Consider the following 25,387-nt stretch of genomic DNA (forward strand, 5'->3'; position numbering starts at 1 on the left):
GTCGAGAACGAGGGGGTGGGGGCAGGAGGGCGCACGGGGCCAGAGTCTAGTGTCTTGGCGGGCGGCGCAAAGAAGGCAGTTGACATCGAAGCGGGCGGGTGCCACAATCGCGGGCTTCGCTTCAAAAAGGCGAAGATTTCAGCCCAAACGGGAAGCGCTTCGAGTGGTTCGAGGCGCGGACGGCGGGCCCAAGACTGACCGATGCGAGACACGCGAATCCCTCCGGGCCGCGCATTGGTACAAGTTGGGAATATCAAGAAATGATCCAAACTGAATCCCGGCTCGAAGTGGCCGACAACACAGGCGCGAAGTCCGTCCTGTGTATCAAGGTGCTCGGTGGCTCCAAGCGGCGTTATGCCAGCGTGGGCGACGTCATCAAGGTCAGCATCAAGGAAGCCGCTCCGCGTGGTCGCGTCAAGAAGGGCGAGATCTACAGCGCAGTGGTCGTGCGCACCGCCAAGGGCATCCGTCGCAGCGACGGTTCGCTCGTCAAGTTCGACGGCAATGCCGCCGTGCTGCTCAACGCCAAGCTGGAGCCGATCGGCACCCGCATCTTCGGACCGGTGACGCGCGAACTGCGCACCGAGAAGTTCATGAAGATCGTGTCGCTGGCACCCGAAGTTCTCTAAGGACAACAACGCCATGAACAAGATTCGCAAAGGCGACCAGGTCATCGTGTTGGCCGGCCGCGACAAGGGCAAGCGCGGCGTCGTGACGCTGCGCAAGGACGACTCGCACGTGCTCGTCGAAGGCATCAACCTCGTCAAGAAGCACACCAAGCCGAACCCGCTCAAGGGCACGACCGGTGGCATCGTCGAGAAGGCCATGCCGATTCACCAATCCAACGTGGCGATCTTCAATGCCGCGACCGGCAAGGCCGATCGCGTGGGCATCAAGGTGAGCCAGGATGCCGAAGGCAAGCGCGTCGCAGTGCGTGTCTTCAAGTCCAGCGGCGAAGAAATCAAGATCGCCTAAGAGGTACTCAGATGGCACGTCTCCAACAACACTATCGCGAAAAGATCGCCAAGGACCTGACCGAGAAGTTCGGTTATGTCTCGCCGATGCAGGTCCCGCGCCTCACCAAGATCACGCTCAACATGGGCGTGGGTGAAGCTGTCGCCGACAAGAAGGTCCTCGACAACGCCGTCGCCGACCTGACCAAGATCGCCGGCCAGAAGCCCGTGGTCACCAAGTCGAAGAAGGCCATCGCCGGTTTCAAGATCCGCGAGAACCAACCCATCGGCTGCATGGTCACGCTGCGCGGCGTCCAGATGTACGAATTCCTGGACCGCTTCGTGACGGTGGCTCTGCCCCGCGTTCGCGACTTCCGCGGTATCTCGGGTCGTGCCTTCGACGGTCGCGGCAACTACAACATCGGTGTGAAAGAGCAGATCATTTTCCCCGAGATCGAGTACGACAAGGTCGACGCCCTGCGTGGTCTGAACATCAGCATCACGACCACGGCCAAGACCGATGAAGAAGCCAAGGCGCTGCTCGCCGGCTTCCGTTTCCCGTTCAAGAACTGAGGTGATTCGTGGCTAAAGCATCTTTGATCCAGCGCGAACTCAAGCGCGACAAGCTGGTTGCCAAGTTCGCCGCCAAGCACGCCGAACTGAAGGCCGCCTCGAACGACCTCAAGAAGACCGAAGAAGAGCGCGCAGCCGCCCGCCTGGCACTGCAAAAGCTCCCGCGCAACGCGAACCCCACGCGTCAACGCAACCGTTGCGAAATCACCGGTCGTCCGCGCGGCACCTTCCGTCAATTCGGTCTGGCCCGCGCCAAGATCCGCGAACTGGCCTTCAACGGTGACATCCCCGGTGTCATCAAGGCCAGCTGGTAAGCCAGGCAGGAGCAAACAACATGAGCATGAGTGATCCCATTGCCGACCTGCTGACGCGTATCCGCAACGCGCAGATGGTGGCGAAGCCCACTGTGTCGGTCCCGTCTTCCAAGGTGAAGATCGCGATCGCGCAGGTCCTGAAGGACGAGGGCTACATCGACGGCTTCCAGGTCAAGACCGAAGCCGGCAAGAGCGAACTCGAAATTTCGCTGAAGTACTACGCTGGTCGCCCGGTCATCGAGCGCATCGAGCGCGTGAGCCGCCCCGGCCTGCGCGTCTACAAGTCCAGCACTGCCATTCCGCAAGTCCAGAACGGCCTCGGCGTTGCGATCGTCACGACCCCCCAGGGCGTGATGACCGACCGCAAGGCACGCGCCTCCGGTGTCGGTGGCGAAGTGCTGTGCTACGTCGCCTGACCGAGACATCGAGGAGAACACTGAAATGTCCCGAGTAGGAAAATCGCCGGTCGCCATCCCCCAAGGCGTGGATGTGTCGATCAAGGAAGACCAGATCAGCGTCAAGGGCACGGGCGGTTCGCTCAGCCTCGCGCGCAACGCACTGGTCAACGTCGTCAGCAAGGACGGCAAGCTGAGCTTCGAGCCGGCCAACGATTCGCGTGAAGCCAACGCGATGAGCGGCACGATTCGTCAGCTCGTGAACAACATGGTGGTCGGCGTGACCAAGGGCTTCGAGAAGAAGCTCAACCTGGTTGGCGTGGGCTACAAGGCCGCCGCCCAAGGTTCCAAGTTGAACCTGCAAGTCGGTTACTCGCACCCGGTCAACATCGACATGCCGCAAGGCATCACGGTGGCCACCGCGACCCCGACCGAAATCGTGATCAAGGGTGCCGACCGCCAGCGCGTCGGCCAAGTGGCCGCTGAGATCCGTGCCGTTCGTCCGCCCGAGCCCTACAAGGGCAAGGGTATCCGTTATGCGGACGAGAAGATCGTGATCAAAGAGACCAAGAAGAAGTAAGGGGCAGCAAAATGATGTTGACCAAAAAAGCACAGCGTCTCCGCCGTTCGCGCCAGACCCGCATCCGCATCGCGACGCAGGGTGTGGCTCGCCTCACGGTGAACCGTACCAACCTGCACATCTACGCGACCGTCATCTCCGGCGACGGCTCGAAGGTGCTGGCCACGGCCTCCACCGCCGAAGCCGAAGTGCGCACCGCGCTCGGCGGCTCGGGCAAGGGTGGCAACACCGCTGCAGCCACCGCCATCGGCAAGCGCATCGCCGAAAAGGCGAAGGCCGCCGGCGTCGAGAAGGTTGCCTTCGACCGCGCAGGTTTTGCGTACCACGGCCGCGTCAAGGCGCTGGCCGATGCCGCCCGCGAAGCCGGCCTGCAGTTCTAACCGGACACGAGATTCAAAATGGCAAAGATTCAGGCAAGAACGCAGAACGAAGGCCCCGAGGACGGTCTGCGCGAGAAGATGATCGCGATCAACCGCGTCACCAAGGTGGTGAAGGGCGGTCGTATCCTCGGTTTCGCAGCACTCACCGTGGTCGGTGACGGCGATGGCCGCGTCGGCATGGGCAAGGGCAAGTCGAAGGAAGTGCCCGCTGCCGTGCAGAAGGCGATGGAAGAAGCCCGTCGCAATCTGTTCAAGGCCCCGATCAAGAACGGCACGCTGCACCACCAGGTGCAGGGCCACCACGGCGCCTCCACGGTCGTGATGTACCCGGCCCCCAAGGGTACCGGCATCATCGCCGGCGGCCCGATGCGCGCCGTGTTCGAAGTCTTGGGCATCACCGACATCGTGGCCAAGAGCCATGGTTCGTCGAATCCCTACAACATGGTTCGCGCCACGCTCGACGGGTTGAAGAATTCGACGACCGCGTCCGCAGTGGCTGCCAAGCGCGGCCTGACCGTCGAAGAAATCTTCGCCTGAGCGCGAGCTCTTGCAAGGCTGAAGGAAGCATTCAAATGACGACGCAACAACAAACCCTGAAGGTGCAATTGGTCAAGAGCCCGATCGGCACCAAGGAATCGCACCGTGCCACCGTTCGTGGCCTGGGCCTGCGCAAGCTCAACAGCGTGAGCGAACTGCAGGACACCCCCGCGGTGCGCGGCATGATCAACAAGATCAGTTATCTGGTCAAAGTTCTGTAAGAGAGACTGATATGGAACTCAATGGCATCAAGCCGGCGGATGGCGCCAAGCACGCCAAGCGCCGCGTTGGCCGCGGTATCGGCTCCGGCATCGGCAAGACCGCGGGTCGCGGTCACAAGGGCCAGAAGTCGCGCGCAGGCGGTTTCCACAAGGTCGGCTTCGAAGGCGGTCAAATGCCGCTGCAGCGTCGCCTGCCGAAGCGTGGCTTCAAGTCGCAGACGCTCAAGTTCAACGCCGAAGTCACGCTGGCTGCTCTCGAGCAGCTCGGCCTGGCCGAAGTCGATGTGCTCGCCCTGAAGCAAGCCGGCCTCGTGGGCCAGCTCGCCAAGGTGGTGAAGATCATCAAGACCGGCGAACTCACCAAGGCCGTCAAGCTGACGGGCGTCGGTGCCACCGCTGGTGCCAAGGCCGCGATCGAAGCGGCCGGCGGCAGCGTCGCCTGATCGACAGACCTTCGGACTGAAAGAAGCTCCTCGTGGCAACTAACGCGGCAACGATCGCAAAGACGGGCAAGTTCGGTGACCTGCGTCGCCGGCTGGTCTTCTTGCTGCTCGCGCTCGTGGTCTACCGGATCGGCGCGCACATTCCCGTGCCCGGCATCAACCCCGACCAGCTCGCGGCGTTGTTCCAGGGGCAGCAGGGCGGCATCCTGAGCCTGTTCAACATGTTCTCGGGTGGCGCGCTGTCGCGTTTCACGGTGTTTGCGCTGGGGATCATGCCGTACATCTCGGCGTCGATCATCATGCAGCTGATGACCTACGTGCTTCCGAGCTTCGAGCAATTGAAGAAGGAAGGCGAGGCCGGTCGCCGCAAGATCACGCAGTACACCCGTTACGGTGCACTGGGTCTGGCGCTGTTCCAGTCGTTCAGCATCGCAGTGGCGCTCGAGTCGTCGGCTGGCCTGGTGATCTCGCCCGGCTTCGGCTTCCGGATCACCGCCATGGTGAGCCTGACGGCAGGTTCGATGTTCCTGATGTGGCTCGGCGAGCAGATCACCGAACGCGGCCTGGGCAACGGCATCTCGATCCTGATCTTCGCGGGTATCGCCGCCGGCCTGCCGAACGCCATCGGCGGTCTGCTGGAGCTGGTTCGTACCGGCGCCATGAACGTGATCATCGCGCTGTTCATCGTCGCGGTGGTGGTGCTGGTCACCTACTTCGTGGTGTTCGTCGAACGCGGCCAACGCAAGATCCTCGTGAACTATGCGCGGCGCCAGGTCGGCAACAAGGTGTATGGCGGTCAGTCGTCGCACCTGCCGCTGAAGCTGAACATGGCCGGTGTGATTCCGCCGATCTTCGCGTCCTCGATCATTCTGCTGCCGGCGACGGTGGTGGGCTGGTTCAGCACCGGCGAAGGCGGGTTCCGCTGGATCAAGGATGTGGCCAGCGCGCTGCGCCCGGGCGAGCCGATCTACGTGCTGCTGTATGCCGCCGCGATCGTGTTCTTCTGCTTCTTCTATACGGCCCTCGTGTTCAACAGCCGCGAGACCGCCGACAACCTGAAGAAGAGCGGTGCGTTCATTCCGGGCATCCGCCCGGGTGACCAGACGGCGCGCTACATCGACAAGATTCTGGTTCGCCTGACGTTGGCCGGCGCGGTGTACATCACCTTCGTCTGCCTGCTGCCCGAGTTCCTGATCCTGAAATACAACGTTCCGTTCTATTTCGGCGGTACCTCCCTGTTGATCATCGTGGTCGTCACGATGGACTTCATGGCCCAGGTCCAAAACTACATGATGTCCCAGCAGTACGAGTCGCTGCTGAAGAAGGCCAATTTCAAGACTTCGTAAGGCACAGGGCACTGGCCCGCCGGGTTGAACAGAGTTTTAGGAGAATGAAATGAGAGTTTCGGCTTCGGTCAAAACCATCTGCCGTAATTGCAAGATCATCCGCCGCAAGGGTGTGGTGCGCGTGATCTGTACCGACCCGCGCCACAAGCAGCGCCAGGGTTGATCAAAGAGTATTAGAGGACGCACATGGCACGTATTGCTGGCATCAACATTCCGCCGCACAAGCACGCTGAGATCGGCCTGACCGCCATCTTCGGTATCGGTCGCACCCGCGCCCGTCAAATCTGCGAAGCGAGCGGCATCGAATATTCGAAGAAGATCAAGGATCTGACGGACGCCGATCTCGAAAAGATCCGCGACCAGATCGCCTTGTTCACGATCGAAGGCGACCTGCGCCGCGAGACGACGATGAACATCAAGCGCTTGATGGACATCGGCTGCTACCGCGGCTTCCGTCATCGTCGCGGCCTGCCGATGCGCGGCCAGCGCACGCGCACCAATGCCCGCACCCGCAAGGGTCCGCGCAAGGCTGCGCAGTCCCTGAAGAAGTAAGGATTGAAACAGCATGGCTAAAGCTCCTGCCAACAACGCCGCACAGCGCGTTCGCAAGAAGGTTCGCAAGAACGTTGCGGACGGCATCGCTCACGTGCACGCCTCGTTCAACAACACCATCATCACGATCACCGATCGCCAGGGCAACGCCCTGTCGTGGGCTTCGTCGGGTGGCCAGGGCTTCAAGGGCTCGCGCAAGTCGACCCCGTTCGCCGCGCAGGTCGCTTCCGAAGTGGCCGGTCGTGCTGCTGTCGAACAAGGCATCAAGAACCTCGACGTCGAGATCAAGGGCCCCGGCCCCGGTCGCGAATCGTCGGTGCGCGCACTGGCTGCGCTCGGCATCCGGATCAATTCCATTGCCGACGTGACGCCCGTTCCGCACAACGGCTGCCGTCCCCAGAAGCGTCGTCGCATCTGAGCGTCAGCCCCCTCAGGCGCAGCCGTTTCAAAGCGGCTGCGCATTTGTTTTTTAACTAAGCCCACCGCCATCGGCACTCTGTTGTCGATGGCTCCCGCAGGCGACTGCGGCAGCAAACAAAGGAAAAGACGTGGCACGCTACCTCGGCCCCAAGGCCAAACTTTCCCGCCGCGAAGGCACCGACCTGTTCCTGAAGAGCGCCCGCCGCTCGATCCAGGACAAGGCCAAGTTCGACTCCAAGCCCGGCCAGCACGGTCGTACCTCGGGTCAGCGCACCTCGGACTACGGTCTGCAGCTGCGTGAGAAGCAGAAGGTCAAGCGCATGTACGGCGTGCTCGAGAAGCAGTTCCGCCGCTACTTCGAAGAAGCCGATCGCCGCCGTGGCAACACCGGCGCCAACCTGCTGTTCCTGCTCGAGTCGCGCCTGGACAACGTCGTCTACCGCATGGGCTTCGGCTCGACCCGCGCCGAAGCGCGCCAGCTCGTGTCGCACAAGGCGATCACGGTGAACGGCCAGTCGGTCAACATCCCGTCGTACCTGGTGAAGACCGGCGACGTGATCGCCGTGCGCGAGAAGTCGAAGAAGCAGAACCGCGTCGTCGAAGCACTGCAACTCGCCCAGCAAGTCGGTATCCCCGGCTGGGTCGACGTCAACGCCGACAAGGCCGAAGGCACCTTCAAGAAGGTCCCGGATCGCGACGAGTTCGCTGCGGACATCAACGAATCGCTGATCGTCGAACTGTATTCGCGTTGATTTCCACTCCCGCACCGCGCAAGCGGCGGCGGGAGTCCTGTTTTTGTTGTTCACGTTCCTGGTTCGTGCCGCACTCGCGCTGCGGGCCAGGCGCTTCACCAGCCTTACCGGTGTAACGAGCCGGGGGTATTGAGAGGAAGTCTGCATGCAAACCACCCTGCTGAAACCCAAGACCATCCAGGTCGAGCAACTCGCGGCCAACAAGGCCAAGGTGACGCTCGAGCCTTTCGAGCGCGGCTACGGCCACACGCTCGGCAACGCGCTGCGTCGCGTGCTGCTGTCGTCCATGGTCGGTTATTCGGCCACCGAAGTCACGATCGCCGGCGTTCTGCACGAGTACTCGTCGATCGATGGCGTGCAGGAAGACGTCGTCAACATCCTGCTGAACCTCAAGGGCGTGGTGTTCAAGCTCCACAACCGCGATGAAGTCACGCTGAGCCTGCGCAAGGACGGCGAAGGCCCGGTCCTGGCCTCGGACATCCAGACCCCGCACGACGTCGAGATCATCAATCCCGACCACGTGATCGCTCACCTGTCGCAAGGCGGCAAGCTCGACATGCAGATCAAGGTCGAGAAGGGCCGCGGCTACGTGCCCGGCACGATGCGCCGCTATGCCGACGAGCCGACCAAGTCGATCGGCCGCATCGTTCTCGATGCTTCGTTCTCGCCCGTGAAGCGCGTGAGCTACACCGTCGAAAGCGCCCGCGTCGAGCAGCGCACCGACCTCGACAAGCTGCTGGTCGAAATCGAGACCAACGGCGCGATCACCGCCGAAGACGCCGTCCGCGCCTCGGCCAAGATCCTGGTCGAGCAGCTCGCCGTGTTCGCGCAGCTCGAAGGTGGCGAACTGGCTGCGTTCGATGCTCCGGCACCGCGCAGCGCACAGCAGTTCGACCCGATCCTGCTGCGCCCGGTCGACGAGCTCGAGCTCACCGTGCGTTCGGCCAACTGCCTGAAGGCCGAAAACATCTACTACATCGGCGACCTGATCCAGCGTACCGAGAACGAGCTGCTCAAGACCCCGAACCTGGGTCGCAAGTCGCTCAACGAAATCAAGGAAGTGCTCGCCTCGCGCGGCCTGACCCTGGGTATGAAGCTCGAAAGCTGGCCGCCGGCCGGCCTCGACAAGCGTTGATTTTTTTAACGGCCCTCTGAAAAGGGCCAGTGCACCGGGCAGTACCTGACACGGCTGCCCGTTCTTCAAAAAGCAAAGGAAAGCACCATGCGTCACGGACACGGACTCCGCAAACTCAACCGAACCAGCTCGCACCGCCTCGCGATGCTGCAGAACATGATGAATTCGCTCATCGAGCACGAAGTCATCAAGACCACGGTCCCCAAGGCCAAGGAACTGCGCCGCGTCATCGAGCCGATGATCACGCTCGCCAAGAAGCCCACCGTCGCCAACAAGCGCCTGGCCTTCGACCGCCTGCGCAGCCGCGACTCCGTCGTCAAGCTGTTCGGCGAACTGGGCCCGCGCTTCGCCGCGCGTCCCGGTGGCTACACCCGCATCCTGAAGATGGGTTTCCGCGTGGGCGACAACGCGCCGATGGCGCTGGTCGAACTCGTCGATCGCCCTGAAGTGAGCGAAGTTTCTGGCACCGACCAGACCGCCGCCGAATAAGTGCTATAATTTATCTCTTGCCGCGCGATGGAGCAGCCTGGTAGCTCGTTGGGCTCATAACCCAAAGGTCGCAAGTTCAAATCTTGCTCGCGCAACCATTATTAGAGACGTCCCGCCAGCGGCTGCTACAAGCAGTTGTTCGGCGGGATTTTTCATTCGGGCCCAGCTCTCGCAGGTGTCCGCGTCACGCAGCAGCGTGACCGAACCAAGTAGGCCCGCGATGACGGGCCTGGCCTGCGACACCGTAGTCGCATCGCCGCTCAGTGTCTCCTTCAGGTTCATGACCAACTGCCGGTAGCGCGCAGCGATCTCGCCGGCGCTGGCCAGCGGCGCGGGCGCCTGTTCCAGCGTGGCCTGCAAAGTCTTCCGCTCCAGCTCCGCATCGCGAAGGCGCGCCGCCAGTGCCTCGCTTGCGCCAACGCGACGATGGCATCCACGATGCGCTGTATCTCGCGGTCGAGCTCAACGCCGCGCCGGCGAGCGGCCGCCTGTGCACGCTCTTGCCCGCCATCCAGCTCGGCCAGCAGGCGCTTGACGGTTGTCTGAACCTCGGCCAGTGCTTCGGGACTGAGCAGATCCTCGCGCAGCTCTGCCAGCAGGCGCTGGTCGACGTCGGTCCGGCGCCAAGTCGCCGAGCTGCTGCATGCGGTCGGTCCCTTGTCTTTGTGCGCGCTGCAGCCGTATCGGCTTCCGTTGATCGCCGTGATGGGACCGCCGCACGCGTCGCAGCGCAGCGCAGCAGGCCACCGAACAGCGTGCCATGGGGCGGCCCGCGTCGAATTGCTGCGCTTGAGTTCGATCGGCCGCGTCTGATCCCACAGGGCCTGGTCGATGATGCGCAGATTCGGCGATTCAGCCTGAATTCGCAGTCGAACTACGAAAACGGTCATCGTTCGCCCGATGCCGTCTACTTGGAGCGTGTTGCGACTCTGGGCGTTGATGTCAGCTTCCTGCTATTGGGCAGGCGCACGCCTTCTCCGTTGCCCGTGTCTAGTGCGGTCCGGCCTGACCCTTTAGGTTGGCGAGGGCGTGGGTGGCAAAGCGTTGATGGCCCCGTCACGGGTTGGGTATCCCATCAGCTCGCTGAACTCCCCGAGTTCAAAGAACCAATGCAACGAACACAAGCGTCTGGCGTTCGATGGCTGACGGCACCCGAAGAGTTGAAGTCCGCGATTGGTGTCAAGGTCGAGGCAGACTTCGCTCTTCTGCCAAATAGCTGGACAGCTGCAACATCCGACCCTGGGGTTGACCGGTTAGAGCAAATCATGGAGAGGCTCCATCGCGGCGCCTTTGGCATTGTTTTGAGTGACTTCGAGAATGATCTCGACTCTGTCGAAGAGCATGGGAACTCGATCCGCGAAGTTCTATGGCGGAGAGTTTTTCGTGTTCCCGGCCCTTTCGAGCCTGGAGCAGTTTTCTTGGTGCGTTGTTCAAACGGTCCCGGCTCCTCCGCGGAGAAACGTCTTCTTCGTGTCGAGCGGATCACCGGTGCGAGATGGCCCGATCAATGGCTTGTTGGCCATTGGGAAGAGACAGGCGACTTGGCAGAAGTCGGCGTTACAAGGCTTCAGGGGCCCATCGTGCACGTCGGCACGTCAGAGACCTTCGAGCCGTCACAGTTCGCAGAGTGGTTCCGGGCTCACGCGCAAAGTCGACCTCCCCTCTCTGAAGACACCACGCATGTTTCCAGCGATGGTAGTGCTCTCGATGTGATGAAGCACGGGACCGAGATGCGCGCTATAACTCGCGAGGAGGCGGCGCTCTTGGATAACTACGGGGCGGCCGATGAAAAAGGTCGCGCAGCCGCGCGCAGCGTTCTTGATGCGCTCGCGCAACCGAAGAGGGCCAACGGGTAGTAACTTAGTGCTGGCGCTCGCGGTACTTAGCCGCTGGGTATGGAGGTGCGAGGGCCAACTCCTCGAGGTGGAGTAACCGAGCTTGCCATTCGGGGGAGGGGCAATGCAGGCCCGTCATTTGCTGGGCCGAGGAATAGGGCACGCTAGCCGCAGGACCGTTCCGGGACAGCCCTGCGTCCTCACAGCAAAGCCAGCAGTTCAAGCTGGCTCTGGTTCTCGAACGTGCAAATCTACGCGCAGGCCAGCGGCCGTTGCGATATTGATGAGAGCGTCAAGGGAGAACTTCGAAATCTTCCCATTGAGCAGGTCATTCATACGAGGCTGAGTAATTTGGCAAAACTTTGCTGCCTCAGCTTGAGTGAGATCCCGAGAATTTATATAGGATCGAATGCCCATCATCAAAGCCGATCTAACTTTCATGTTTTCGGCTTCAGCAGTTGTGTCCGAGAGCGCATCCCAGACATTTGAAAAAACTTGCACATTCTCTTCCGCAAGCTTTTGTTTTTCCTTGGTGTTCATGGCGAGTCTTCCTTTTGAGGTGAAGACTGATTATTTAAAGTAAGTTCAGAGTGTTTGCTCAATCGAAAGATTGAGTTCTCTGTATGTAAAGTTCGAGATGAAATCCTCTGGTAGGACTTGATGCTCTGCAAGTGAAGGTCAAAAGACCAAAATCAACCAAATGGATTGACCACTCTATGAGAGTAAAGGAGGCCCAATTGGGCCTCCTAGCTCGTCATTCATCTATCTGCTTGAATCTGGTTTTAACCAAATCCAGATGAACGTTTTCTGTTTTCTGTGTAGTCTTCTTGAAAGCACCCAGTACATAAACTGCGTCTTTCAAGTTGGCCACGTATATCACCCGATATGTGCCGCTATCGTCCCAAAGCCGTATTTCCCGTACGCCGCGCCCCACGCCCTTCAACGGTTTCCAGTCAGAAGGGTTTTTGCCATTCTGTATCAGATCTAAATTGAAACCCGCGTCCTGCCTTACATCGCTTGGAAAACCTTTAATCTCGTCAAGAGATCGGCCAACAAATTTCAGCGGCTTGGGTGGCTCATCATTTTCTTCCATCTTGAAGTCTTTCTAAAAAATGCGGTGTCCATGGTGTTACTCCAGTAGTGGTTAAAGACCGTCCTAACCGACGGCAAGTGAAATATATCAGAACGGATATAGACGAGTCAAGCCTACGAAAGCCGCGTGCATGTGGCATCGTGGCTGGCGAACGAAGACATCAGATCTGCGTACCGATGCCAGTCATTCCTCGCTGGTTGCACCGTCGTGTCCCTCGACCCCTCGGCCTGTTCGGTCTCCAGCGTGAGCTGGCTGACGTAGCCGCCGCCGTCAAGCGTGTGTCGCACGCAGGTGATGATCCATGGCGTCGCGTCGATCTGCGGCTTGTAGCCGGCGACGCGCACGGGCCGCTGTGGCGTGAGATCCGCGCGGCCATAGGCGAGCGTGACTTCGAAAGCGAAGATGCCAGGTTGAATGCGCAGCCATTCGGCTCGTGCGGCGGCGAGCGCATCCTCTCGGCTCGCGAAGGTCGTGCGCAGTTCCTTGGCGCGCCCGCTGATGCCGGCCACGACCGCGCTGCGGTTTCCCGTCTTGATGTTGGTGTACATGGCGCGCACGCCGCTGTACGAATCGCGATCGGCGCGGCTCCATCGGTGTTGGTCGCCGTCGACGCGGACGATCGTGACCGGCGGCAGCTGCTTGCCGCTCGGCGTGCGCGCGGGGCTGAAGAGCAGCTTTCCACTCTTAACGGTGCAGATGCAGTCGTAGGTCTGCGCGAGTCGGCGCAGGAATGACGCATCGGACTCGGTCTACGGCGTCCCGGCCGCTGGGCGGCCCCTGGCCGCAATGGCATTTTGTTATTACGGGTTTTTACGATTTCCTGCCCGTCTTATGCCGATTCATGAGGTTTCGAATACTGCCTTCGAATTTTTCACGCGAACGGTGCGAGATGGCTTGCGGTCCGTTCGCTTGTCGCCACATTTGATTCGAGATGTGTCGCGGCACAGCTCGCCCTGTAGCCCATTCTTTTCAAATCGTGGAAGGTTCACATGCTGAGAATTAAGACCAAGGATCCGAAGGCGCTTCTCAAGAAATTCGATGACGCCATCGCCCAAAAAATCAGTCCCAAGATCGACACCTGGCGCAAGGTAGCGTCTGGTGCCCACAAGGACAAGTACACCCATACTTCGGCCGATCAAAAGGACTTGGCGTTTCTTGAGGCCTCGGTGGTCGACGACGACAAGGCCGACATTCACGAGGTTCGATTCCGCGTCACCTTCCCGGCGCCGGCACCCAAGAACGCGGAATACATCTACTCCTACTACCACGGCCACATGTTGGAGACGATTTTTAGTCACTTCAACAACGACATCACAGAGGTGGTCGCCTCGCCGTACGTCAAGACGAAGGCGAAGTAGCCCGTCGGCAACTCGACAATTCTCGGGAGGGCCGTCTTCAACGCCGTGGCTTGCTGGTGTTGACGATCTAGACAAGTCTCTCTTGTCCAAATCCCCCCTCGCGCAACCAAATTGATAAGGGTCTTTCGGAAACGAAAGACCCTTTTTCTTTGCTCGCTGCGAATTCGCAAGCGCTTTGCAACAACGCGAAGCGCGCACCCAAAAGAAAAGCCCTCGCGAGAGGGCTTTGTCGCTGCTGGAGGCAGTGCTTCTTCCTTCAGTCCGGCACGACCGCCGTGACCTCGATCTCGATCTTCGCGCGCGGCTCCACCAGCGCTGCGACCTGCACGCAGGTCATGGCCGGGAAGTTGCGGCCCATCGCATCGCGGTACACCGGGCCGAGCTCGGCGAGCCGGCGGCTGTACTCGTCGCGGTCGACCACGTACCAGGTCATGCGCACCATGTGCTCGGGACCGGCACCGGCCTCGCGCAGCACCTCGACGATGTTGCGCAGCGCCAGGCCGCACTGGTCGATGAAATCGTCCGACTCGAACTGCTGCTGGGCATTCCAGCCGATCTGTCCGCCGACGAACACCATGGTGCCGCGCGCCGCGACGCCATTCGCATAGCCCTTGGGGGGCAACCAGCCCGGAGGCTGCAAGAGTTTGATCATGATGTGGTGGACCTGTTGTCTTCGGTTTGTCTCAGTTTGAAGCGTTGCAGCTTGCCGGTTTCGGTGCGTGGCAGCACGGACACGAACTCGATCTCGCGCGGGTACTTGAACGGCGCGATCGTGGCCTTCACGTGGTCCTGCAGCGCCTTCACGAGGCCGGCATCGCCGGTCTGTCCGGGCTTCAGCACGCAGAAGGCCTTGACGATCATGCCGCGGTCGGCATCGGGCTTGCCGATCACGCCGCACTCGGCCACGGCCGGATGCTTGAGCAGCGCGTCCTCGACCTCGGGGCCGCCGACGTTGTAGCCGGCAGTGATGATCATGTCGTCGGCGCGCGCCTGGTAGAAGAAATAGCCGTCGTCGTCCTGGACGAAGGAGTCGCCCGGGTAGTTCCAGCCGTTCTTCACGTAGTCGGCCTGCCGCGCGTCGTCGAGGTAGCGGCAGCCCACCGGGCCCTGCAGCGCCAGCTTGCCGACCGTGCCGCGCGGCACCTCGTTGCCCTCGGCATCGACCACCTTGGCGACGAAGCCCGGCACGGCCTTGCCGACGGCGCCGCGGCGCACCTCGTCGCCCGCGGCCGAGATGTAGATGTGGAACACCTCGGTGCCGCCGATGCCGTCGAGCATCTCGAGGCCGGTGGCCTCCTTCCAGAGCTGGCGCGTGGCATCGGGCAGGGCCTCGCCCGCGCTCACGCTGATGCGCAGCGTGGGCGCGCCGTGCTGCTTCACGAACGGCGCCATCTGGCGGTAGAAGGTCGGGGCGGTGTAGCAGATGGTCGCGCCGACCTCGTTGATCAGCTTGACCAGGCCTTCGGGCGTGAAGGGCGCGTCGGGGAAGTAGATCGAGGCGCCCGCGTACATCGGGAACACCAGCAGCCCGCCGAGCCCGAAGGTGAAGGCCAGCGGCGGCGAGCCTACCACCACGTCGTCGGGCCGCGCCTGCAGCACGTGGCGCGGCCAGGTCTCGCACATGGCGAGCACGTCGCGGTGCGTGGTCACGGGCGCCTTCGGCTTGCCCGTGGTGCCCGAGGTGAAGGCCAGCAGCGCGATGTCGTCGGCCGCCGTGGGGCAGGCCTCGAAGATGCCGCTTTTGGCGGCCGCGCGGGCCGACAGCGAATCGGGCGCGTCGGGCTGGTTGAAGGCGATGATGTCGGCGAGCACCGGGTGCGCCTGCTGCGCGGCCACCAGCTCGTCGAGCAGCCGGCCGTCGCACAGCGCGGCCACCGGCTGCGACTTCTCGATGATGTCGCCGAGCTCCTTGGCGCGCAGCAGCGGCATGGTCGCGACGGCGATCAGTCCGGCCTTCACCACCGCGAGCCAGGCCAGCGCCATGGCCACCGAGTTGCCGCCGCGCAGCAGCACGCGGTTGCCGGGCACCAGGCCCAGGTCCTCGGTCAGCACCTGCGCGATGCGGTTGACCTGGATGGCGGCCTGCGAATAGCTGAGCGTGCCTTGCGGCGAGCGCAGCAGCGGCCGGTCGCCGAAGCCCTTGGCGGGGGCCTTGTCGAGCAGCTCCTCGACCAGGTTGAGCTGGTCGGGCAGTTGCAGTTCGGGCCGGTCGTAGCGGAAGACCGGCAGCTGCGCCGCCGGCGGCAGCCGGTCGTGCACGAAGCGGTCGACTTGGGCGGATGGAGCGGTCACGGTGTTCATCCCCGCAGTACGGATTTGCCGATGATCAGTTGCTGCACTTCCGTCGCGCCCTCGTAGATGCGCAGCGAACGGATGTCGCGGTAGAGGGCCTCGATCTTGGTGCCGACCTTGACGCCGAGGCCGCCATGCATCTGCAGCGCCATGTCGATGACGCGGCTGGCGTTCTCGGTCGCGGCCATCTTGGCCATCGCGGCCGCGGCCGACACATCGCCCACCGGCGCGCCGCCGCGCTGCTCGGCCTCGTCGCGCATCCAGGCCGCACGGTAGGTCAGCAGCGCCGCGCCGTCGATCAGCGCCGCCATCTCGCCGAGCTTGGCCTGCGTGAGCTGGAAGTCGGCCAGCGTCTGGCCGAACATGCGGCGGTTCTTCGCATGCGAGATCGCCTCGGCCAGCGCGCGCCGGCCCATGCCGAGCGCGGCACCGGCCACCGAGGCGCGGAAGATGTCGAGCGTGCGCATCGCGAGCTTGAAGCCGCCGTTGAGATCGCCGAGCTGGGCGTCGCGCGGCACCACGCAGTCGTCGAAGCGCAAGGTGGCCAGCGGATGCGGTGCCATCACGTCGATGTGCTCGGAGGTGTCGAGGCCGGGCGTGGTCGCATCGACGATGAACACCGTGATGCCGCGCGTGCCGCCCGCTGGATCGGTCTTCGCGAACACGCAGTAGAAGTCGGCGATGCCGCCGTTGCTGATCCAGGTCTTGCTGCCATTGAGGCGCCAGCCGTCGGCCGTGGGTTCGGCGCGCATGGCCATGGCAGCCACGTCCGAGCCGGCCTCGGGCTCGCTCAGCGCGAAGGCCGCGATCTTCTCGCCCTTGCCGACCGCGCCGAGGTAGCGCGACTGCTGCTCGGGCGTGCCCGCGAGCGTGATCGCGCCGCTGCCCAGGCCCTGCATCGCGAACGCGAAGTCGGCCAGCGGCGAGTGGTAGCCGAGGGTTTCGCGCAGCAGCACCAGCGCGCGCGAATCGAGGCGCTCGAGCGCGCCGCCGGCGCTGCCGGGCACCGCGTAGCGCAGCCAGCCGCCGTCGCCGAGGCGGCGCACCCATTCGCGGCAGGCCGCGCGGTCGTCGCGCTCGTCGACCTCCTGCGCGGCGCACCAGGGCAGCAGGTCGCTCGCGAGCGCGCGGTGCGCCTCGTCGAAAAAGGGCAGCGCCAGGTGCGCGGTGGAAGGAGGAGCCGGGATCTTCGCCATGGCCTCAGTCCCCGCCGAACACCGGCTTGCGCTTGGCCGCGAAGGCCTCGTAGGCGCGGCGGAAGTCCTCGGTCTGCATGCAGATCGCCTGCGCCTGCGCCTCGGCCTCGATCGCCTGGTCGATGGTCATCGACCATTCTTGCGCCAGCATGGTCTTGGTCATGCCGTGCGCGAAGCTCGGGCCCTCGGCCAGCTCGCGCGCCATCCTGGTTGCGGCCTCGAGCAGCGCGTCGCTCTCGTGCAGCGCGTTGAAGAAGCCCCAGGCATGGCCTTCCTGCGCGGTCATCGCGCGGCCCGTGAACAGCAGCTCGGAAGCGCGGCCCTGGCCGATCACGCGCGGCAGCAGCGCGCAGGCGCCCATGTCCGCGCCGGCCAGGCCGACGCGCGTGAACAGGAAGGCGGTGCGCGTGGCGGGCGAGCCGTAGCGCAGGTCGCAGGCCAGCGCGATCATCGCGCCGGCGCCGGCGCACACGCCGTCGATGGCGCCGACGATCGGCTGCGGGCAGGCGCGGATCGCCTTCACCAGGTCGCCCGTCATGCGCGTGAACTCGAGCAGCTCGGGCATGCGCATGCCGGTCAGCGGGCCGATGATCTCGTGCACGTCGCCGCCCGAGCAGAAGTTGCCGCCCGCGCCCGTGACCACGATCACCTTCACGTCGCTCGCGTAGTTGAGCGCGCGGAACAGGTCGCGCAGCTCGGCGTACGAGTCGAAGGTCAGCGGGTTCTTGCGCTCGGGGCGGTTCAGCGTGATGGTGCCCACGCCGTTGTCGTAGTGCCAGGCGAAGTGCTTCGCGGCATAGGCCGCCTTCGCTTCGAATTGCGCGTGCATGGGATTGCCCGCACCGATGTAATGCTTCATTCGGCCTCCGCCAGTGTCTGGCTCTGTGAGTGTTGCTTGACCTTGCCGAGCAGCTTGTGGAGCTGCGCGATCTCCTTGCCCGTGAGGCCCGCGAAGGCCCCGACGATCCAGTCCTCGTGCTGCTGCGCCATCTCGTGGAACAGCTTGCGGCCGCGCGGCGTGAGCCGCACGCGCCAGGCGCGGCGATCGCCCTCGACGTCGACGCGCTCGACCAGGCCCTCGGTCACGAGCTGGTCGGTGATGCCGGTCACGTTGCCGCCGGTCACCATCATCCGGCGCGACAGCTCGTTCATCTTCAGCCCCTCGGGCGAGCGCTCGAGCTGCGACATCAGGTCGAAGCGCGGCAGCGTGGTGGTGAACTGCGCGCGCAGCCCGTTGCGCACTTCCTTCTCGATCAGCTGCGTGCAGGTCAGAAGGCGCAGCCACAGCCGCAGCGCTTCGGGATGCTCGGCGTGGGCGCGGGCTTCGAGGTCCATGGGTTGCCGCCGTCGTTCAGTGCGTCTCTTCGCTCTGCGCCGTGGCCATCGCCGCATTGGCGGCGGCCGCTATCTGCTGCTGCTTGGCGATCTCGCGGTACATCTGGTCGCGCCCGCTCAGGTACTGCTTCGGCCAGTCGACGGCGCGGCTCTGCAGCTTGGCCGCCTCGTGCAGCGTCCAGGCCGGGTCGGCCAGGTGCGGCCGCGCGATCGCGCAGAGGTCGGCGCGGCCGGCCGCGATGATGCTGTTGGCCTGGTCGGCCTCGGTGATCGCGCCCACGGCGATGGTCGAGATACCGACCTCGTTGCGGATGCGGTCGGCGAACGGCGTCTGGTACATGCGGCCGTAGACCGGCTTGGCGGCGCGCGTGGTCTGGCCCGAGGAGACGTCGATGAAGTCGGCGCCCGCGTCCTTGAAGAAGCGCGCGATCGCCACCGCGTCGGCATCGGTGTTGCCGCCCGGTGCCCAGTCGTGGGCCGAGATGCGCACGCTCATCGGCTTGTCCGCCGGCCAGGCGGCGCGCATCGCGCGGAACACCTCGAGCGGATAGCGGCAGCGGTTCTCGAGGCTGCCGCCGTATTCGTCCTCGCGCAGGTTGGTCAGCGGGCTGATGAAGGCCGACAGCAGGTAGCCGTGCGCGCAGTGCAGCTCGAGCCAGTCGAAGCCGGCCTCGGCCGTGCGCCGGGTCGATGCCACGAACTGATCGCGCAGCGTGTCCATCTCGGCGCGCGTGATCGCGGCCGGCAGCTGGTTCTGCTCGCCGTAGGGCAGCGCGCTGGCGGCCAGCAGCGGCCAGTTGCCGCTGGGCAGCGGCTCGTCGGTGCCTTCCCAGCCCACCTGCGTCGAGCCCTTGGGACCGCTGTGGCCGAGCTGCATCGCGATCTTCGCGCTCGACTGCATGTGCACGAAGTCGACGATGCGCTTGAATGCGGCCTGCTGCTCGTCGTTGTAGAGGCCGGTGCAGCCGGGCGTGATGCGGCCTTCGGGCGTGGGGCTGGTCATCTCGACGAACACCATCGCCGCGCCGCCGAGCGCGCGCGCGCCCAGGTGCACCAGCAGGAAGTCCTGCGGCACGCCGTCGACCGCGCTGTAGGTCGCCATCGGCGACACCAGGATGCGGTTCTTGAGTTCGAGGCCGCGCACCTTGAGCGGCATCAGCATCGGCGCGACGGCCTTGCCGCCGGCCAGCCACTGCTCGTAGCCGCCGAGCCACTTCGTGTCGCGCAGCCGCAGGTTCTCGTGGCTGATGCGTTGCGAGCGCGTGAGCAGCGAATAGGCGAACTGCTCGATCTCCATGCCGGTGTAGCGCGGCACGTTCTCGAACCATTCGGTGGAGTTGCGCGCGGCGTTCTGGATCTTGAGCACCTCGACGCTGCGGCGCGCCTCGTACTGCTCGAGCACCTGGTCGGTGCTGCCGCCGGCCGCGAATTCGTTGGCCAGGTCGATCGCGTCTTCGAGCGCGAGCTTGGTGCCCGAGCCGATCGAGAAGTGCGCCGTGTGCGCGGCGTCGCCCATCAACACCACGGGCACCGAGCGGCCGCCGATGTCGACGCGGTGCGTCCAGTGCTCGCACACCACGCGCGGGAAGCGGATCCAGTTGGCCGAGCCGCGCAGGTGCGTGGCGTTGCTGATCAGCGTGTGGCCGCCGAGGTACTTCGCGAACAGCTTCTCGCAGAAGGCGATCGCCTCGGGCTGCTCCATCTTGTCGAGGCCGTGGGCCTGCCACACGGCCTCGGGCGTCTCGACGATGAAGGTCGAGGTGTCCTTGTCGAACTGGTAGGCGTGGGCCTGGAACCAGCCGTGCTCGGTCTGTTCGAAGGCGAAGGTGAAGGCATCGAAGGTCTGGTGAGTGCCGAGCCAGACGAAGCGGCACTGGCGCAGGTCGATGTCGGGCTGGAACACGTCGGCATAGCGCTGGCGGATGCGGCTGTTGAGGCCGTCGCTCGCGATCACCAGGTCGGCCTCGTACTTCGCGGCCAGCGCCTGGTCGTCGGTCACGTCGGTCTCGAACACCAGCTCGACGCCGAGCGCGAGGCAGCGCTCCTGCAGGATGTTGAGCAGCCGCTTGCGGCCGATGCCGCAGAAGCCGTGGCCGCCCGAACGCACCTGGCGGCCCTTGAAGAAGACCTGGATGTCGTCCCAGTGGTGGAAGTCGTCGCCGATCAGCGCGGCGGATTCGGCGTCGGCCGCGCGCAGGTTCGCGAGCGTCTGGTCGCTGAGCACCACGCCCCAGCCGAAGGTGTCGAAGGGCCGGTTGCGCTCCACCACCGTGATCTGCAGGGCCGGGTTGCGTGCCTTCATCAGCAGCGCGAAGTACAGGCCGGCGGGCCCGCCGCCGATGCACAGGATGCGTTGGAGGTCCATGGACGGGGCGTGGGCGATGCTGTTCATGGTTGAATAGTTTAGACATAAACAATCTGGTGTCAAACGGATTTTCCCGAAGCACATCGGGCCCGCCGGCGCTGGCGCCGGCCGGCGTCCCCGCGATGCGATCCGGGCCGCCCGATGCAACCGCATGCAAGAAGCTCGAAAAATCAATACCATGCGGCCCATGCAAAGCTTGATACCCAAGATCGAGTCGCAGCTGGCTTCGCTTCCCGTGCCCGTGGCACTGCAATTGCCCGATGGGCGACGGGTGGCGGCAGCCGGTTCGCGTGTCACGCTGGCTTTCTCGGAATGGTCCGCCCTGGCCAAGCTCGCAGGCCGACAGGTGGGCGCGATCGGCGAGGCCTACGTCGAGGGCAAGGTGCAGATCGAGGGCGCGATGCGCGACCTGATCGACGCCACCGTCGGGCTGCTGCCCGGCAACCCGGCCGAGACCGACACCGGATGGTGGAGCCGCCTGCAGCACCTGGCCAAGTCGCGCGGCTCGCACTCGCTGCGCAAGGACGCCGCCCAGATCGAGTTCCACTACGACGTCTCCGACGATTTCTACGCGCTGTGGCTCGACCCGCGCCGGGTCTACTCGTGCGCCTACTACGCGACGCCCGACCTCACGCTGGCACAGGCGCAGGAAGCCAAGCTCGACCACATCTGCCGCAAGCTGATGCTCAAGCCCGGCGAGCGCTACCTCGACGTCGGCTCGGGCTGGGGCGGCCTGCTGCTGTGGGCCGCCGAGCACTACGGCGTCGACGCCACCGGCATCACGCTGTCGCGCAACCAGCATGCGCACGTGCAGCGCCTGATCGAGGAGAAGGGCCTCACGGGCCGCGTGCGCGTCGAGCTGCGCGACTACCGCGAGCTGTCGGCCGAGCGGCCGTTCGACAAGATCTCCTCGGTGGGCATGTTCGAGCACGTGGGCGCGGCCAACATGCCGACCTACTTCGCCAAGATCCATTCATTGCTGGCACCCGGCGGCCTGCTGATGAACCACGGCATCACCTCGGGCCAGCTCAACTACCGCCAGCTCGGCAACGGCATGGGCGACTTCATCGAGAAGTACATCTTCCCGGGCGGCGAGCTGCTGCACGTCACGCACGTGCTGCGCGAGACCGCGGCCGCCGGCCTGGAGATCGTCGACGTCGAGAGCCTGCGGCCGCACTACGCGCGCACGCTGTGGGCCTGGTCCGACGCGCTCGAGGCACAGCTCGAGACCGCGCGCGCCGTGCTGCGCAACGGCGGCAGCGAGCGCCAGCACGCCAACGCCGAGCGCATCCTGCGCGCCTACCGGCTCTACCTCGCGGGTTCGGCCATGAGCTTCGAGCAGGGCTGGATCGGCCTGTACCAGATGGTCTCGACCAAGCCCGACGGCAAGGTCGATCACGGCACTTTGCGCGGTGCGCAATCGGTGTACCCTTTCACGCGTGATCATCTCTACAAGTGAAAGGGACACCCCCCATGCTCTATCGTTTCCAGTCCAGGGCCTCGTCGGATTTCGTGATGCTCGAGACGCACGCGCGCCAGTTGTTCGACATCGTCGGCAAGTCGCCTTCGGCGCAAGGAATCATCACGGTCGAGCAGATTCCCGGGGCGATCTCGGCCATCGAGGCCGCGCTCGCACGCGAGAAAAGCAACACCCACAACCATGATGAATTCGCGGTCGAGGACCACACCCACGACGCCGAAAAACAGCATGTGGCGCTGCACCAGCGCGCCACGCCGCTGCTGCACATGCTCAAGGAATCGCTGGCCGAAAACAAGGACGTGACCTGGACCACCTGAGTCCGGGTCGGACAACCGGCCGCGCGGCGGCCGGTGTCCGGCGCCAGTCCGCGACGGACGGGCGCTGAATCTTCAGTCGGCGGGACTCCCTCAGTCCACCTTCGCGCCCGACTCCTTCACCACCTTCGCCCACTTCACGTGCTCGCTCGCGATGAGCTTCGTGAAGTCGGCCGGTGTGTTGCCGCTCGGGATCGCGCCCTGCGCCAGCATCTTCTCCTTGATCGCCGCCGTGCCGAGCGACTTGGCGACTTCCTGCTGGATGCGGTTGACGATCTCGGGCGAGGTGCCCGCCGGCGCCAGCAGTCCGAACCACGAGCTGGCCTCGAAGCCCTTGAGCGTCGGGCCGCCGGCCTCTTCCACCGTCGGCACGTCGGGCAGCGCGGGCGAACGCTGCGCGCTGGTCACGGCCAGCGCCGTGAGCTTGCCGGCCTTGATCTGCGCCATCGACGAGGGCAGGTTGTCGAACATCACGTCGGCGTTGCCGGCCACCATGTCGAGCAGGGCCGGGCCCGAACCCTTGTAGGGGATGTGGGCCATGAAGGTGCCCGTCATGCTCTTGAACAACTCGCCCGCGAGATGGATCGAGGTGCCGCTGCCGCTCGAGGCCATGTTGAACTTGCCGGGGTTGGCCTTGCTGTACTTGATGAAGTCCTGCACGTTGTGGATGCCGAGCGTCTTCGCCTTCTCGGCGTTCATCTCCATCACGTTCGGCACCGCGGCCACCATGGTGATCGGCGCGAAGTCCTTGATCGGATCGAAGGGCAGCTTCGGATAGAGCGCGCGGTTGATGCCGTGCGTGCCCACCGTGCCCATCAGCAGCGTGTAGCCGTCGTTCGGCGCGCGTGCCACGATCTCCGCGCCCAGGTTGCCGCCCGCGCCCGCGCGGTTGTCGACGATGAACTGCTGGCCGAAGGCCTTCGAGAGCTCGGGCGCGATCGCGCGCGCGAGGATGTCGGTGGTGCCGCCCGCGGCGAAGGGCACGACGATGCGCACCGGCTTGGTGGGCCAGGTGCCCTGTGCCCACGAGGGTGCGGCGAGCAGTGTTGCGGCGGCGGCGACCGAGGCGGCGAGCAGCGCGCGCCGGGACGGGAAGTGGAGAGGGGAAGAAGTCATGCGCGCCTTTGTACAGGCGCGTGCCGCGGCCGTCGCGGGTGAAAACCCCGGGCGTGGCTCAGCTCACCTGCATGCGCTGCGCAAACCGCTCCGCACGGAAGCGCTCGAGCACGAAGTCGACAAAGGCCCGCGTCTTCGGCGGCAGCAGTTTCTTGCTCGGGTAGTAGAGCCAGACCGCGCCCGCGTCGTGGTGCCACTCGGGCAGCAGCCGCAGCAGGCTGCCGTCGCGCAGCCCCTGTTCCACGAAGGGCATCGGCAGCATCGCCACGCCCAGCCCCATCAGCGCGGCCTGCGCGATGGCCTCGGGGTCGTTGAAGATCGCGCGCGGGCGCGGCAGCTCGACCGTGACCTCCGCCTCCTTCGCCGCGCCGCGCGCATGCCGCAGCGTCCAGCTGCGCAGCCGGCCCGTGGGCGAGGAGCGGCGCACCAGCGCGTCGAGCGCCGCCAGCTCCGACGGATGGCGCGGCATCGGGCGCTGCGCCATGTAGGCCGGCGCTGCCACCGCCACCACGTGGATGCGCGCCAGCTCGCGCGCCACCAGCCCGGCCGACAGCTCGAAGCCGCCGCCGATGGCCGCGTCGAAGCCCTCGCCGACGAGGTCGGCCTGCAGGTTGTCGAAATGCCAGTCCGGCACGATCGCCGGGTAGCGCGCGAGGAAGTCGCCCATCATCGGCAGCACGTGCGTGCGGCCGAAGGCCTGGCCCATGCTGACCTTGAGCGTGCCCGAGGGCTGGCCGTCGTCCTTGTCGATGCCGGCCACCGCCTCCTGCAGGGTGGCGAGCGCGCCGCCGATCTGCGCCAGGAAGCGCTCGCCGCCCTCGGTCAGCGTGAGCCGGCGCGTGCTGCGCTGGAACAGCCGCACGCCGAGCCGCGCCTCCAGCCGCGCCACGTTCTTGCTGACCGCGGCCGGCGTGAGCCCGAGGCGGCGCGCGGCGGCCGAGAAGCTGCCGCCCTCGGCGCTCTGCACGAAGGAAGCGAGATGGTTGAGCGGTTCCATCGCGCCATTTTCAACCAATGGTTGAATTTGATGGGACCGATTGATGGCTACCGCAAACGCAATCGAAGGCAGAGACTGGAGGCCTTCCAACACCACTCACCAGGAAAAAACCATGACCTCCACCACTACCTCCCCGACCCCCGTCCTCGCCGGCAAGGTCGCCTTCGTCACCGGCGGCTCGCGCGGCATCGGCGCGGCCATCGTGCGCCGCCTGGCGCGCGACGGCGCCGCCGTGGCCTTCAGCTACAGCAGCTCGCAGGCCGTCGCCGAGGAACTCGCGCGCAGCCTCGAGGCCGAGGGCGGCCGCGCGCTCGCGCTGAAGATCGACAGCGCCGATGCCGAGGCGCTCAAGGCCGGCATCGACCAGGCCGCGCGCCACTTCGGCGGCCGCATCGACATCCTGGTCAACAGCGCCGGCGTGCTGCACCTGGGCCCGGTCGACCAGCTCACGCTGGCCGATTTCGACCGCACCATCGCCGTCAACGTGCGTGCCGTGTTCGTCGCCATCCAGGCCGCGCTGGCGCACATGGGCAACGGCGGGCGCATCGTCAACATCGGCAGCACCAACGCCGAGCGCATGCCCTTCGCGGGCGGCAGCATCTACGCGATGAGCAAGTCGGCGCTCACGGGCCTGGTGCAGGGCCTGGCGCGCGACCTCGGCCCGCGCGGCATCACGGTCAACAACGTGCAGCCCGGCCCGGTCGATACCGACATGAACCCGGCCAACGGCCCGATGGCCGCGACCATGCACAGCTTCATGGCGCTCGACCGCCACGGCCACGCCGACGAGATCGCGGGCATGGTGGCCTACCTCGCGAGCCCCGAGGCCGCGTTCGTGACCGGCGCCGGGCTCAACATCGACGGCGGCTTCGCGGCCTGAGCCGGGCCCTCAGTCGGCGCGCTGCACGGCCTCGGT

General features: G+C 64.8%; 34 protein-coding genes and 1 tRNA gene. 23 read left to right on the forward strand and 12 right to left on the reverse strand.

The genetic code is table 11. The annotated features are described in order from the left end of the window. Positions 1-260: 260 nt before the first annotated feature. The 18 genes from rplN (at position 261) to AC27VN_RS06170 (ending at position 9,188) form a co-directional block, all read left to right on the forward strand. Positions 261-629, forward strand: a complete 369-nt coding sequence (gene rplN, locus AC27VN_RS06085; RefSeq protein WP_093351140.1) for a 50S ribosomal protein L14 — start codon at positions 261-263, stop codon at positions 627-629. A gap of 13 nt (positions 630-642) precedes the next feature. Further along, entirely contained in the window at positions 643-975 is a 333-nt protein-coding gene (gene rplX, locus AC27VN_RS06090) for a 50S ribosomal protein L24 (RefSeq protein ID WP_057593144.1), read from the forward strand. 11 nt (positions 976-986) lie between these two features. After that, the gene (gene rplE / locus AC27VN_RS06095) at positions 987-1,526 is read left to right on the forward strand and encodes a 50S ribosomal protein L5 (RefSeq protein WP_093351137.1); all 540 of its coding nucleotides are present in this window, start codon (positions 987-989) and stop codon (positions 1,524-1,526) included. Positions 1,527-1,534: 8 nt separating this feature from the next. Next, entirely contained in the window at positions 1,535-1,840 is a 306-nt protein-coding gene (rpsN, locus tag AC27VN_RS06100) for a 30S ribosomal protein S14 (RefSeq protein WP_057593146.1), read from the forward strand. A gap of 20 nt (positions 1,841-1,860) precedes the next feature. Then, a complete protein-coding gene (rpsH, locus tag AC27VN_RS06105) occupies positions 1,861-2,256 on the forward strand; it encodes a 30S ribosomal protein S8 (RefSeq protein ID WP_093351135.1) in 396 nt (131 codons plus the stop codon). 25 nt (positions 2,257-2,281) lie between these two features. Continuing rightward, complete coding sequence (rplF, locus tag AC27VN_RS06110) at positions 2,282-2,815, forward strand: 50S ribosomal protein L6 (RefSeq protein WP_093351132.1); 534 nt, start codon at positions 2,282-2,284, stop codon at positions 2,813-2,815. A 14-nt stretch (positions 2,816-2,829) separates the two neighbouring features. Continuing rightward, the gene (gene rplR, locus AC27VN_RS06115; protein ID WP_057593190.1) at positions 2,830-3,195 is read left to right on the forward strand and encodes a 50S ribosomal protein L18; all 366 of its coding nucleotides are present in this window, start codon (positions 2,830-2,832) and stop codon (positions 3,193-3,195) included. 18 nt (positions 3,196-3,213) lie between these two features. Beyond that, positions 3,214-3,732, forward strand: a complete 519-nt coding sequence (rpsE, locus tag AC27VN_RS06120) for a 30S ribosomal protein S5 (RefSeq protein ID WP_093351130.1) — start codon at positions 3,214-3,216, stop codon at positions 3,730-3,732. A 35-nt stretch (positions 3,733-3,767) separates the two neighbouring features. Beyond that, positions 3,768-3,953 (forward strand): 50S ribosomal protein L30, encoded by a 186-nt coding sequence (gene rpmD, locus AC27VN_RS06125; RefSeq protein ID WP_009124818.1) that lies wholly within the window; start codon positions 3,768-3,770, stop codon positions 3,951-3,953. An 11-nt stretch (positions 3,954-3,964) separates the two neighbouring features. Then, the gene (gene rplO, locus AC27VN_RS06130) at positions 3,965-4,396 is read left to right on the forward strand and encodes a 50S ribosomal protein L15 (RefSeq protein ID WP_093351127.1); all 432 of its coding nucleotides are present in this window, start codon (positions 3,965-3,967) and stop codon (positions 4,394-4,396) included. Positions 4,397-4,428: 32 nt separating this feature from the next. Then, complete coding sequence (gene secY, locus AC27VN_RS06135) at positions 4,429-5,742, forward strand: preprotein translocase subunit SecY (RefSeq protein WP_057593152.1); 1,314 nt, start codon at positions 4,429-4,431, stop codon at positions 5,740-5,742. A 49-nt stretch (positions 5,743-5,791) separates the two neighbouring features. Next, on the forward strand, positions 5,792-5,905 hold the full coding sequence (gene rpmJ, locus AC27VN_RS06140) for a 50S ribosomal protein L36 (protein ID WP_038201958.1): 114 nt from the start codon (positions 5,792-5,794) through the stop codon (positions 5,903-5,905). Between the two features lie 23 nt (positions 5,906-5,928). Beyond that, positions 5,929-6,294, forward strand: a complete 366-nt coding sequence (rpsM, locus tag AC27VN_RS06145; RefSeq protein ID WP_013544105.1) for a 30S ribosomal protein S13 — start codon at positions 5,929-5,931, stop codon at positions 6,292-6,294. A gap of 13 nt (positions 6,295-6,307) precedes the next feature. After that, positions 6,308-6,712 (forward strand): 30S ribosomal protein S11, encoded by a 405-nt coding sequence (gene rpsK, locus AC27VN_RS06150; protein ID WP_009124825.1) that lies wholly within the window; start codon positions 6,308-6,310, stop codon positions 6,710-6,712. A gap of 130 nt (positions 6,713-6,842) precedes the next feature. Further along, positions 6,843-7,466, forward strand: coding sequence for a 30S ribosomal protein S4 (rpsD, locus tag AC27VN_RS06155; RefSeq protein WP_057593153.1), 624 nt, complete (start codon positions 6,843-6,845; stop codon positions 7,464-7,466). Between the two features lie 145 nt (positions 7,467-7,611). After that, positions 7,612-8,601, forward strand: coding sequence for a DNA-directed RNA polymerase subunit alpha (locus AC27VN_RS06160; RefSeq protein WP_009124827.1), 990 nt, complete (start codon positions 7,612-7,614; stop codon positions 8,599-8,601). Between the two features lie 87 nt (positions 8,602-8,688). Beyond that, positions 8,689-9,090 (forward strand): 50S ribosomal protein L17, encoded by a 402-nt coding sequence (rplQ, locus tag AC27VN_RS06165; RefSeq protein ID WP_296788773.1) that lies wholly within the window; start codon positions 8,689-8,691, stop codon positions 9,088-9,090. Between the two features lie 21 nt (positions 9,091-9,111). Beyond that, a tRNA-Met gene (locus tag AC27VN_RS06170) sits at positions 9,112-9,188 on the forward strand. 180 nt (positions 9,189-9,368) lie between these two features. Here AC27VN_RS06170 and AC27VN_RS06175 read toward each other — a convergent pair. Further along, positions 9,369-9,980 carry a recombinase zinc ribbon domain-containing protein gene (locus AC27VN_RS06175; protein ID WP_490875993.1) on the reverse strand — a complete coding sequence of 204 codons (612 nt, stop codon included), beginning with the start codon at positions 9,978-9,980 and terminating at the stop codon, positions 9,369-9,371. Positions 9,981-10,199: 219 nt separating this feature from the next. Between AC27VN_RS06175 and AC27VN_RS06180 the strand changes: the two genes are divergently transcribed. Further along, positions 10,200-10,946, forward strand: coding sequence for a hypothetical protein (locus AC27VN_RS06180; protein ID WP_490875994.1), 747 nt, complete (start codon positions 10,200-10,202; stop codon positions 10,944-10,946). Between the two features lie 198 nt (positions 10,947-11,144). Here the strand turns inward: AC27VN_RS06180 and AC27VN_RS06185 are convergent, their stop codons facing one another. From AC27VN_RS06185 to AC27VN_RS06195, 3 genes are all read right to left on the reverse strand, one after another. Next, positions 11,145-11,465 carry a helix-turn-helix domain-containing protein gene (locus AC27VN_RS06185; RefSeq protein ID WP_296780357.1) on the reverse strand — a complete coding sequence of 107 codons (321 nt, stop codon included), beginning with the start codon at positions 11,463-11,465 and terminating at the stop codon, positions 11,145-11,147. Between the two features lie 214 nt (positions 11,466-11,679). Further along, complete coding sequence (locus tag AC27VN_RS06190) at positions 11,680-12,018, reverse strand: type II toxin-antitoxin system RelE/ParE family toxin (protein WP_296780361.1); 339 nt, start codon at positions 12,016-12,018, stop codon at positions 11,680-11,682. 113 nt (positions 12,019-12,131) lie between these two features. Continuing rightward, a complete protein-coding gene (locus AC27VN_RS06195; protein ID WP_490876000.1) occupies positions 12,132-12,746 on the reverse strand; it encodes a hypothetical protein in 615 nt (204 codons plus the stop codon). A 261-nt stretch (positions 12,747-13,007) separates the two neighbouring features. Between AC27VN_RS06195 and AC27VN_RS06200 the strand changes: the two genes are divergently transcribed. After that, entirely contained in the window at positions 13,008-13,376 is a 369-nt protein-coding gene (locus tag AC27VN_RS06200) for a hypothetical protein (RefSeq protein ID WP_296780363.1), read from the forward strand. Positions 13,377-13,632: 256 nt separating this feature from the next. Here AC27VN_RS06200 and AC27VN_RS06205 read toward each other — a convergent pair whose 3' ends face one another. From AC27VN_RS06205 to AC27VN_RS06230, 6 genes are read right to left on the reverse strand one after another with little or no spacing between them, the layout of a single operon-like run. Beyond that, entirely contained in the window at positions 13,633-14,031 is a 399-nt protein-coding gene (locus AC27VN_RS06205; RefSeq protein WP_093351655.1) for a RidA family protein, read from the reverse strand. Next, on the reverse strand, positions 14,025-15,677 hold the full coding sequence (locus AC27VN_RS06210; RefSeq protein WP_490875995.1) for an AMP-binding protein: 1,653 nt from the start codon (positions 15,675-15,677) through the stop codon (positions 14,025-14,027). Before AC27VN_RS06210 ends, AC27VN_RS06205 begins: the two co-directional genes overlap by 7 nt. Further along, complete coding sequence (locus AC27VN_RS06215; RefSeq protein ID WP_490875996.1) at positions 15,674-16,864, reverse strand: acyl-CoA dehydrogenase family protein; 1,191 nt, start codon at positions 16,862-16,864, stop codon at positions 15,674-15,676. Before AC27VN_RS06215 ends, AC27VN_RS06210 begins: the two co-directional genes overlap by 4 nt. A 4-nt stretch (positions 16,865-16,868) precedes the next feature. Next, positions 16,869-17,723 carry an enoyl-CoA hydratase family protein gene (locus AC27VN_RS06220; RefSeq protein WP_208507710.1) on the reverse strand — a complete coding sequence of 285 codons (855 nt, stop codon included), beginning with the start codon at positions 17,721-17,723 and terminating at the stop codon, positions 16,869-16,871. Next, entirely contained in the window at positions 17,720-18,199 is a 480-nt protein-coding gene (locus AC27VN_RS06225) for a MarR family winged helix-turn-helix transcriptional regulator (RefSeq protein ID WP_093351117.1), read from the reverse strand. The genes AC27VN_RS06220 and AC27VN_RS06225 overlap by 4 nt, the downstream gene beginning before the upstream one ends. Positions 18,200-18,215: 16 nt before the next feature. Beyond that, the gene (locus AC27VN_RS06230) at positions 18,216-20,564 is read right to left on the reverse strand and encodes a bifunctional salicylyl-CoA 5-hydroxylase/oxidoreductase (protein WP_490875997.1); all 2,349 of its coding nucleotides are present in this window, start codon (positions 20,562-20,564) and stop codon (positions 18,216-18,218) included. A 187-nt stretch (positions 20,565-20,751) separates the two neighbouring features. Here AC27VN_RS06230 and AC27VN_RS06235 point away from each other — a divergent pair, with 187 nt between their 5' ends. After that, on the forward strand, positions 20,752-22,023 hold the full coding sequence (locus AC27VN_RS06235; RefSeq protein WP_296780377.1) for an SAM-dependent methyltransferase: 1,272 nt from the start codon (positions 20,752-20,754) through the stop codon (positions 22,021-22,023). A gap of 14 nt (positions 22,024-22,037) precedes the next feature. Next, the gene (locus AC27VN_RS06240; RefSeq protein WP_057593162.1) at positions 22,038-22,361 is read left to right on the forward strand and encodes a DUF1840 domain-containing protein; all 324 of its coding nucleotides are present in this window, start codon (positions 22,038-22,040) and stop codon (positions 22,359-22,361) included. 90 nt (positions 22,362-22,451) lie between these two features. Here AC27VN_RS06240 and AC27VN_RS06245 read toward each other — a convergent pair whose 3' ends face one another. Beyond that, on the reverse strand, positions 22,452-23,474 hold the full coding sequence (locus tag AC27VN_RS06245; protein WP_296796410.1) for a Bug family tripartite tricarboxylate transporter substrate binding protein: 1,023 nt from the start codon (positions 23,472-23,474) through the stop codon (positions 22,452-22,454). Between the two features lie 58 nt (positions 23,475-23,532). After that, positions 23,533-24,471 (reverse strand): LysR family transcriptional regulator, encoded by a 939-nt coding sequence (locus AC27VN_RS06250; RefSeq protein ID WP_490875998.1) that lies wholly within the window; start codon positions 24,469-24,471, stop codon positions 23,533-23,535. 112 nt (positions 24,472-24,583) lie between these two features. Here AC27VN_RS06250 and AC27VN_RS06255 point away from each other — a divergent pair, with 112 nt between their 5' ends. Next, complete coding sequence (locus AC27VN_RS06255; protein ID WP_490875999.1) at positions 24,584-25,351, forward strand: SDR family oxidoreductase; 768 nt, start codon at positions 24,584-24,586, stop codon at positions 25,349-25,351. The last annotated feature ends 36 nt before the right edge of the window (positions 25,352-25,387 follow it).

The organism is Variovorax sp. 20P10.2.4, assembly GCF_058244205.1.